Origin of the sequence: Brevibacterium picturae (assembly GCF_030453725.1) — a bacterium.
Taxonomy (GTDB): domain Bacteria; phylum Actinomycetota; class Actinomycetes; order Actinomycetales; family Brevibacteriaceae; genus Brevibacterium; species Brevibacterium sandarakinum_A.
Genome location: NZ_JAKDJU010000126.1, coordinates 1 through 8,816 on the forward strand (window position 1 = coordinate 1; position 8,816 = coordinate 8,816).

At 66.0% G+C, this 8,816-nt stretch carries 6 protein-coding genes and 1 pseudogene; 4 read left to right on the top strand and 3 right to left on the bottom strand.

All coding sequences use genetic code 11. The features are described from left to right. Positions 1–6: 6 nt before the first annotated feature. Entirely contained in the window at positions 7–1,848 is a 1,842-nt protein-coding gene (locus L0G76_RS11735) for an L-lactate permease (protein ID WP_304357389.1), read from the bottom strand. Positions 1,849–2,163: 315 nt separating this feature from the next. Here L0G76_RS11735 and aceB point away from each other — a divergent pair, with 315 nt between their 5' ends. The 4 genes from aceB (at position 2,164) to L0G76_RS11755 (ending at position 8,042) form a co-directional block, all read left to right on the top strand. After that, on the top strand, positions 2,164–3,768 hold the full coding sequence (gene aceB / locus L0G76_RS11740) for a malate synthase A (protein ID WP_304357390.1): 1,605 nt from the start codon (positions 2,164–2,166) through the stop codon (positions 3,766–3,768). A 136-nt stretch (positions 3,769–3,904) separates the two neighbouring features. Further along, positions 3,905–5,371: an FAD-linked oxidase C-terminal domain-containing protein gene (locus L0G76_RS11745; protein WP_304357391.1), complete on the top strand. Its 1,467-nt coding sequence runs from the start codon at positions 3,905–3,907 to the stop codon at positions 5,369–5,371. After that, entirely contained in the window at positions 5,368–6,519 is a 1,152-nt protein-coding gene (locus tag L0G76_RS11750) for an FAD-binding oxidoreductase (protein ID WP_304357392.1), read from the top strand. The genes L0G76_RS11745 and L0G76_RS11750 overlap by 4 nt, the downstream gene beginning before the upstream one ends. After that, positions 6,519–8,042, top strand: coding sequence for a heterodisulfide reductase-related iron-sulfur binding cluster (locus L0G76_RS11755; RefSeq protein ID WP_304357393.1), 1,524 nt, complete (start codon positions 6,519–6,521; stop codon positions 8,040–8,042). The genes L0G76_RS11750 and L0G76_RS11755 overlap by 1 nt, the downstream gene beginning before the upstream one ends. 9 nt (positions 8,043–8,051) lie before the next feature. On the opposite strand, the gene L0G76_RS11760 is transcribed toward L0G76_RS11755, so the two are convergent. Together L0G76_RS11760 and L0G76_RS11765 are read right to left on the bottom strand one after the other, a co-directional pair. After that, on the bottom strand, positions 8,052–8,513 hold the full coding sequence (locus tag L0G76_RS11760) for a universal stress protein (RefSeq protein ID WP_304357394.1): 462 nt from the start codon (positions 8,511–8,513) through the stop codon (positions 8,052–8,054). A 13-nt stretch (positions 8,514–8,526) separates the two neighbouring features. Continuing rightward, positions 8,527–8,816, bottom strand: a pseudogene (locus L0G76_RS11765) (citrate:proton symporter); the annotation flags it as partial.

An 8,816-nucleotide genomic window follows, 5' to 3' on the forward strand; every position in this document is an offset into this window, starting at 1 on the left:
GCAGGATCAGTCCTCGGCGGCACTCGTCTTCGCCGAAGGTGCGGTCTCCTCCGCCACAAGCTCCTTCCCGGGCGACCTCCGAGCGAGGACGACGGCCACGATCAGGCCCACGAGCACCGCTCCGAAGACGACGGTCCCGGCGTTGAACCCGAGTCCGTTGATGCCGACGAAGGCCAGGGCACCGGCGGTGAGCGAATAGACGAGCATCGGGATGGAGGTGCGTCTGATCAGCTCCCCCTCGCGTCCGACGAGGCCGACCGTGGCCGAGGCCGCCACGACGTTGTGCACGGCGACCATGTTTCCGGCGGCCCCGCCGACAGCCTGCGCCGCAACCACTGTCTCGGGGCTGGCCGCTCCGATGGCGGTTCCGGTGGAGAACTGGAACTGCGAGAACATGATGTTGGAGACGGTGTTCGACCCCGCGACGAACGCGCCCAGGGCACCGACGAACGGCGCCAGGAGCGGCCAGCCGCTGCCCACCGTGCTTGCGGCGGCTTCGGCCAGAGTCACGGGCATCGACTCCAGGCCCGAGGTGTTGTAATCGCCTCCAGAGTTGATGAACACGCGCACCAGCGGCAGCGAACACAGCAGAGCCACGGCGGCCGCGGCGATCTGGCCCCCGGCGATCTTCCACGAGCCGGCGATCTGGCCACCGGTCATCCGGTGGATGAGGTAGGTGAGCAGGCAGGCGATGACGAAGATGGCGCCCGGGGACCACAGGAGATCCATGTCGGAACTGATCGGAGTGCCGAAGATCTCTTGGATCTTGATGACGGCCGGGCCGGTCAGGAACTCTTTGACCGGGGGCACATTGCGGGTGAACAGCAGGAGTGCGACCACGATGAGGTAGGGCGACCACGCGCGGATCATCGACATCTTCTTCGTCAGCTCGGCCGCCTCATCGGCCGGGTCCACGGTGCCCATCCAGTGTTTGGGCCACATCTCCCGTGGCGCGAAGTCCCAGGTCTTCTTCGGCATGAGGAAGCCGGCCTTGCTCGCCGAGACTACGATCGCGAGGCCGACGAGACCGCCGATGAGGGAGGGGAACTCAGGGCCGAGCAGGTTAGCCACGAGGAGGTAGGGCACGATCATGGCCAACGCGGAGAAGAGGGCGAACGGAGCGATCGCCAAACCGTCGGCGAAGCGTCGATTGCGGCCGAAGAACCCGGTCATCAGGCAGGACAGCAGCAGTGGGATGAGGATGCCGCAGATGCCGTGCATGAGGGCGACCTGGGCGGCGGTGTGCGCGACGAACTCACTCTGATTGAGTCCGAGCTCGGCGGCCCGGGCGGCCACCTCGGAGGACATGCTGCCGTCCTCCTGGGACAGCCCCGTGCCGATTCCGACGACCATGGGCGTGCCCACGGCGCCGAAGCTCACGGGGGTGGATTGGATGATGAGGCCGGCGAGGACTGCGGCGATGGCAGGGAAGCCGAGGGCGAGCAGCAGCGGCGCGACGACTGCGGCGGGAGTGCCGAAGCCTGCCGCACCTTCGATGAAGGAGCCGAAGAGCCACGCGATGATGATGACCTGGACGCGCCGGTCGGGGGAGATGGAGACGAAACCGGCGCGGATCGTCTGGATCGCTCCGGAGCGGGTGACCGTGGCCAGGAGCAGGAGTGCGCCGAAGACGATCCACAGCAGTCCGATGGCAGTGAGCAGGCCCTGCACCACAGAGGCGCCGATCGTCACCCACTCGATCTGCCAGGCGAAGTTCGCCACCAGTGCGGCCGCCACCAGGCCGATCGGCATCGCATACTTCGCCGGCCAGCGAAAGCCGATGAGCAGGATTCCTGCCAGGAGGATGGGAGACAGCGCCAAAAGCGCTGCGAGGGCGAGGTTGTCCATCGTGATTCCGATCCGCGGCGTCCTTGCCGCTTGGTCGAGGAGCCTGGCCCGGCGACCGCCACCGGATGGTGAACAGTCGACACGGTTTCGACTCCACTGACGAAGTACCTGCGATCATCGTGCCTGGTCGGTGTCGTACCGTCAAGGTATTCTCGTGTCTCACCTCGAGGGAAGCGTTTGACGAGATGTGCATCACCTCCTATTCTTTTCGTTGTGTGAACAATAAATTTCACGATGTGAAAGTTTCGCAGGCCAAACCCCGTTGCCAGCGATCAGCGATGCACTAGTGAATGTGCCGACTAAGGAGAACCACCGATGACTGCTCATATCGAGAATCTGGACATTCCAGCAGGCATGGAGATCACCGGCGAACTGCCGGACGGGGCAGAGAAGGTACTCACCCCGAAGGCCCTCGAGCTCATCGTCGAACTCAACCGGAAGTTCAATGGGGACCGCCTCGAACGTCTGGAGGCCCGCAAGGAGCGCCAGGCTCAGATCGCGGCCGGTGCCGACCTCGACTTCCTCCCCGAGACCGCCGAGATCCGCAATGATCCGAGCTGGCAGGTCGCACCACCGGCTCCCGGCCTCGAGGACCGTCGTGTGGAGATGACCGGGCCGACGTACAAGAAGATGACGATCAATGCCCTGAATTCCGGGGCCAAGGTGTGGCTGGCTGACCAGGAGGATGCGAACACCCCGGAGTGGGGCTCGGTCATCGGCGGGCAGCTCAACCTGCTCGATTCGCTCAATCGCGAGATCGACTTCACCTCGCCCGAGGGCAAGTCCTACACCCTGGCCCCCGATGAGGAGCTGCCGACCATCGTCGTCCGCCCCCGCGGCTGGCACATGCCCGAGAAGCACATCCTCGTCGACGGCGAGGAGACCTCGGGGTCCCTTGTGGACTTCGCGCTCTACTTCGCCACTGCCGGGCAGATCCAGATCGAGAAGGGCAAAGGCCCGTACTTCTACCTGCCGAAGATGGAATCGCACCTCGAGGCGCGCCTGTGGAATCAGGTCTTCGACCACGCCGAGGACGCCTTCGACCTGGCCCGGGGCACCGTCCGCGCCACCGTGCTCATCGAAACCTACCCCGCAGCCTTCGAAATGGAAGAGATCCTCTACGAGCTGCGCGAGCACTCCTCAGGGCTCAACGCAGGTCGCTGGGACTACATCTTCTCCGTGATCAAGAACTTCCGCTCCCGCGGCTCCGACTACCTGCTGCCCGATCGCTCAGATGTCACGATGACGGTGCCGTTCATGCGCGCCTACACCGAACTCCTCGTGCGCACCTGCCACAAGCGCGGCGCGCACGCGATCGGTGGTATGTCCGCCTTCGTCCCATCGAAGGACAAGGACGAGAACGAGGCGGCCTTCAACAAGGTCCGCGAAGACAAGTCACGCGAGGCCAGCAAGGGCTTCGACGGCTCCTGGGTCGCCCACCCCGGCATGGTCGCCCTCTGCAAGGAGGTCTTCACCGAGACTCTGGGTGCCAACGCCAACCAGATCGAGAACAAGCGCGAGGACGTCTCCGTGACTGCGGCCGACCTCCTCGACGTGAAGTCGACCCCGGGGTCGATGACGGAGAAGGGTCTGCGGACCAACGTCTCCGTGGGCATCCAGTACCTGCGCGCCTGGCTCGAAGGCAACGGTGCTGTCGCCATCAACGGGCTCATGGAAGACGCCGCGACCGCCGAGATCTCACGGTCCCAGGTCTGGCAGTGGATGGACGCCGGAGTCGAACTCGACACCGGAGCCACGGTCACCGCGGACCTCGTGCGCCAGGTCGTGGCCGAAGAGGTCGCGAAGCTGCCGGGCGAGGAGTCGGACTGGAAGGACGCCACCGACACGTTCCTGTCCGTGGCCGTTGCCGATGAGTACGTCGACTTCCTCACGCTGCCGGCCTACGCCCGCATGCCCTGAGTCTGGCCCGCATGCCCTGAGTCGACTCGGTTCATGAGTCTCACCAGGTAAGAACGCCGTCGAAAATGTGCCGTGGAGCACATTTTCGGCGGCGTTCTTCGTTAAGCTCGACACCATCAGCGCAATGGAGGCGGAAGTGGACACGAGCAGAATCGAGTCGATTCTCGGACGGATCGAAGCGCATTTGCCACCGCAGGCGATCGTCACCGACGAGAACGAACGCAAGACCTACGAGTGTGACGGTCTGGCTGTGCACCGCACCGTGCCGGCCCTGGTCGTCCGCGTCACCTCCACCGCCGAGGTGGCCCTGACCGTGCGTGCCTGCCACGAGTTCGACGTCCCCTTCGTCGCCCGAGGATCGGGCACCGGCCTGTCCGGTGGCGCCCAGCCGCATGCAGAGGGCGTGCTCATCGTCATGTCGACGATGCGAGACATCCTCGACATCGATCCTCTGGCCCAGCGTGCGGTCGTGCAGCCCGGGGTCATCAACCTCAATCTGTCCAACGAGGCCAACCCTCACGGCTACTACTTCGCGCCGGACCCTTCGAGCCAGAGCGTGTGCTCGATCGGCGGCAACGTCGCCGAGAACTCCGGCGGTGCCCACTGCCTCAAATACGGTTTCACCACCAATCACGTCACCGGGGCCACTCTCGTCACCGCCCAGGGAGACATCGTCGAGATCGGGGGACAGGCCCCCGAATACCCGGGCTACGACCTCCTCGGCGTGCTCTGCGGATCCGAAGGGACGCTGGGGATCGTGACCGAGGTGACCGTACGGCTGACCCGGCTTCCCGAAGCCGTGGAGACGCTGCTGATCGGATTCGAGTCAACCGATGCGGCAGGGGAGGCGGTCAGTGACATCATCTCGGCCGGGATCATGCCCGCCGCCATCGAAATGATGGATGCGCTGGCCATTGAGGCTGCAGAGAGGGCCGTGGCCTGCAACTACCCCGAGGGCGCCGGTGCGGTCCTCGTCGTCGAACTCGACGGACCGGCCATCGACGTCGAACTCGAGCGGGAGACGGTCATCGCCCGGGCGAAGGATCACGGTGCCGGCGAGATCAGGGTCGCCGTCGACGATGTCGAACGCGGTCTGATCTGGAAGGGCCGGAAATCGGCCTTCGCGGCCGTCGGCCGGATCAGCCCCGACTACATCGTCCAGGACGGAGTCATCCCACGGTCTCGGCTCGGACCCGTGCTCGCCTCCATCTCGACGATCGCTGAGGAATGCGGTGTGCGCGTGGCCAACGTCTTCCACGCCGGAGACGGCAACCTGCATCCGCTCGTGCTCTTCGACGGCGGTGTCGAGGGCCAGACCGATCTGGCCGAGACCGCCTCGGGGCGGATCCTCGACCTGTGCCTGAGCGAAGGCGGTTCGATCACCGGGGAGCACGGGGTCGGCTCCGACAAGGCCAAATTCATGCCGCGCATGTTCACGAATGAGGATCTCGACACGATGCAGATCCTGCGGTGTGCCTTCGATCCCGACTATCTGTCCAACCCGGGAAAGGTCTTCCCGACACCACGGCTGTGCGGGGAACCACCTCGGCGGACATCGGGGGAGCACCCATTGCAGGCGGCAGGAAAGGCGGAGCTGTTTTGACCGAGGAACTTCCCCGGCTCGCCCGGCCGGACAGCGTTGAGGAGCTGTCCGAACTCGTGACCGGCGCACATCGCGACTCTCGCTCGATCGGCGTCTACGGCGGTGGGACCGCGCTCGATGATCATCCGCCGGGACACACTCCGGGCCTCCTCCTCGACATGGGAGGACTCGACCAGGTCAGCGAACATTCTCCCGACGACCTCATCCTCGTCGCCGGGGCAGGGGCCACGATCTCCGAACTCAACGACGTCGCCGCCACCGGAGATCAGGAGCTCCTCCCGGACTTTCCAGCCGACCGCTCGGACTCAGGGTCGACATTGGGCGGAGCCATCGCCACCCGGGCTGTGGGGCCACGGCGCATCGGCCGCCTGCCTCTGCGCGAAGTCGTCCTCGGAGTCACCGTCGTCCTCGCCGACGGCACGATCGCGAAGGCCGGCGGCAAGGTCGTGAAGAACGTCGCCGGCTACGACCTCGCCAAACTCATGACCGGATCCTGGGGGACGCTGGGGATCATCGCCAGCGCCGCAGTCCGGCTGTACCCGAAACCGGAGACCCAAGGTTACGTCGAGATCCCCGGCGCCGAGGCTGCGCTCGGAGTCCTCGGCTCCCAGGTGGCGCCGGCGGCAGTCGAAATCGACCGGTCGCCGGGCACACAGGCCACGACCGTCGTCATGGTCGAAGGACTCCCGGAGTCGGTCGAGTCCCGAACCCGGCAGATCATCGAGGCCAATCCCGGCGCGAAGGCGGGCTTCGAGCCGAGCTGGTGGGCACGACGGGCTCAGGCCCCCGTGACGATACGGGCCTCGGTCTCGCCGGCGCTGGTGCCGGAGCTGGTGGCTCAGATCGCCCGCCTCGAGGACACCATCGGGTACCCGATCCAGCTGCGTGGGTCCGCTATGGGGGTCTTCGACCTCGGCGTCGGCGGCCTCGACACCGATCCCACCATCGCGACCCGAGTCGTACTCGAGCATCTGCGCACGTGGGGGCAGAAGCAGCTGAGCGCGACCGTTCTGTGCGCCCCCGCCTCGGTGTGGGGCGACGTCGATGCCTGGGGCGAGATCCCCGGGTTCGGACTCATGCGCACCATCAAAGACCAGTTCGATCCGGATGGTCTGCTTTCACCCGGACGTGGAATAGGAGGACTGTGATGTCATGCGATTGCGGTGGAGCAGGAGGCTGCCAGGGCGGCGATGGCGGCGCAGCGTCCGTCCCCGACGACACGTCCGCCTGGGGTGCAACGTCAGCACAGGGTGCAACGTCGGAGTCGACACCTCTGGAGGCGACGATGGCGACCGCGGGCCAGGCCACGATGGAGATGGCCCCGCCGACGATGGACCATTCGGCCTTCGACGTCTTCAACCCACCGGACCCGGGGCTCATCGCCGACTGCGTCCACTGCGGCTTCTGCCTTCCCGCGTGTCCGACCTACCAACTCTGGGGAAATGAGGAGGACTCACCGCGCGGACGCATCTACCTCATGGAGAAGGGCCTGGAAGAGGGGCCGATGACCGCCTCCATGGTCGAGCACTTCGACGCCTGCCTGGGCTGCATGGCCTGCGTCAGCGCCTGCCCGTCCGGGGTCCAGTACGACAAGCTCATCGAAGCCACCCGCGGTCAGGTCGAGCGCAACGGCAAGGAGCACCGCAGCCGCGCCGAGGTGGCTCTGCGGGAGGCGATCTTCCAACTGTTCCCGTACCCGGAGCGTCTGGGAACCCTGTTGGCACCGCTCAAGCTCTACCAGCGGACGGGAATTTCCAATGTCATCCGCAAGTCCAAGATCCTCGAGAAGCTCTCACCGACCCTGGCCACGATGGAGGCCATCGCACCGCCGGTGACGAAGAAGGTCAGCATTCCCGAGTCGAACCCGCCGCGCACCGCCGAAGGTGCGAGTGTGCCTGTCAGGGCGCGGGTGGGGATGCTGCTCGGCTGTGTCCAGCGGACCTTCTATCCGCAGGTCAATGCCGCGACGGTGCGCGTGCTCAATATGGAAGGCTGTGAAGTCGTGGTGCCCCAGTCGCAGGGGTGCTGCGGTGCGCTGTCGGTCCATGCCGGGCGCAGCGAGGAAGGGGAGGACTTCGCACGCAGAATCGTGGATACCTTCACCTCGGCGGACGTGGACTATCTGGTCGTCAACTCCGCCGGATGCGGGTCGACGATGAAGGAATACGCCGACATCCTCTCCGATGACCCCGCCTACGCCCAGCGCGCGAAGGAGCTGGCCGACAAGGTCAGAGACGTGACCGAGATCCTCGTCGAAATCGGGCCCAGCGCCCCACGGCATCCGGTGGCCGACGGTGGGCTGCGCGTGGCCTACCACGACGCCTGCCACCTCTCCCACGCCCAAGGGGTGCGCAACCCGCCACGCGAACTGCTGGGCCAGATCCCCGGGATCGAACTGGCTGCGATCAAGGACGCCGACACGTGCTGCGGCTCGGCCGGCATCTACAACCTGGTGCGCCCGGAGGCCGCCCGCGAGCTGGGGGACAAGAAGGCCACGAACATCGCCGCCACCGGAGCCGAACTCGTCGTCACCGGCAACCCCGGATGCTTGCTGCAGGTCACCGACGCGCTGCGCAGACAGGGAGAGGCGACCCTGCCGACGGGCCACACGATCGAACTCCTCGATGCCTCACTCACCGGAGCGGGAGCCGGGGACCTGCTGGCCCGGTGAAGTTGGACTCTACTTGACGATGAGGACCGGGCACTCGGCCTCGAGGATCACCCTCTGAGTGCTCGAGCCCAGAAGCAGCTTGACCACGGGGGAGCGGCGCTTGGACGACATCACGATGAGCTTCGCCTGCCGGGCTTCGGCGAGGTCGAGGATCTGGGAGGCCACATCGGAATCGGCGCGTTGGATCTCGAACTCGAGGTCCGCCTCGGCGAGCCGATCGGCAAGCTCCCTCGTCTGGGACAGTGCCCCAACCGAGGGAGCGGTCGTCGTGTCGGACTCGTAGTGGACCGCGCGCACTGCCGCGTTCTCCCGGCGGGCGCCGGCGATCGCCTCATCGAGGACCGACGTCGAGGCATCCGACCGGTAAGCCAGGATGACCGTGGCCCGTGCATCGTCGATGCCGGCCGAGGCCGCCACCCGCAGCGAGGGCGCGGCGAACCTGTGACGAGGAGCTGAGTAGAAATCAGTCATATCTGCCGCGGTCCTATCCGATTGCGATGACGCCGATGAGGACGCCGACGGTCAGCATCACCAGAGAGACGATCAGCGCACGCCAGAGAACCCTCTTGTGGTGGTCTCCGAGCTCGACTCCCGAGAGTGAGACGAGGAGCAGGATCGCTGGCACCAGCGGTGACTGCATGTGCACCGGCTGGCCCGTGATGGAGGCTCTGGCCATATCGGCCGCGGAGATGCCGAAGTGACCGGCGGTCTCGGCCAACACCGGAAGGATGCCGAAGTAGAAGGCGTCGTTGCTCATGAAGAACGTCATCGGGA

Excerpts from the sequence above, each read along its gene's own strand:
- L0G76_RS11760 (WP_304357394.1), bottom strand. The coding sequence starts at position 8,513 with ATGACTGATTTCTACTCAGCTCCTCGTCACAGGTTCGCCGCGCCCTCG.
- L0G76_RS11735 (WP_304357389.1), bottom strand. The coding sequence starts at position 1,848 with ATGGACAACCTCGCCCTCGCAGCGCTTTTGGCGCTGTCTCCCATCCTC.
- aceB (WP_304357390.1), top strand. The coding sequence starts at position 2,164 with ATGACTGCTCATATCGAGAATCTGGACATTCCAGCAGGCATGGAGATC.
- L0G76_RS11755 (WP_304357393.1), top strand. The coding sequence starts at position 6,519 with ATGTCATGCGATTGCGGTGGAGCAGGAGGCTGCCAGGGCGGCGATGGC.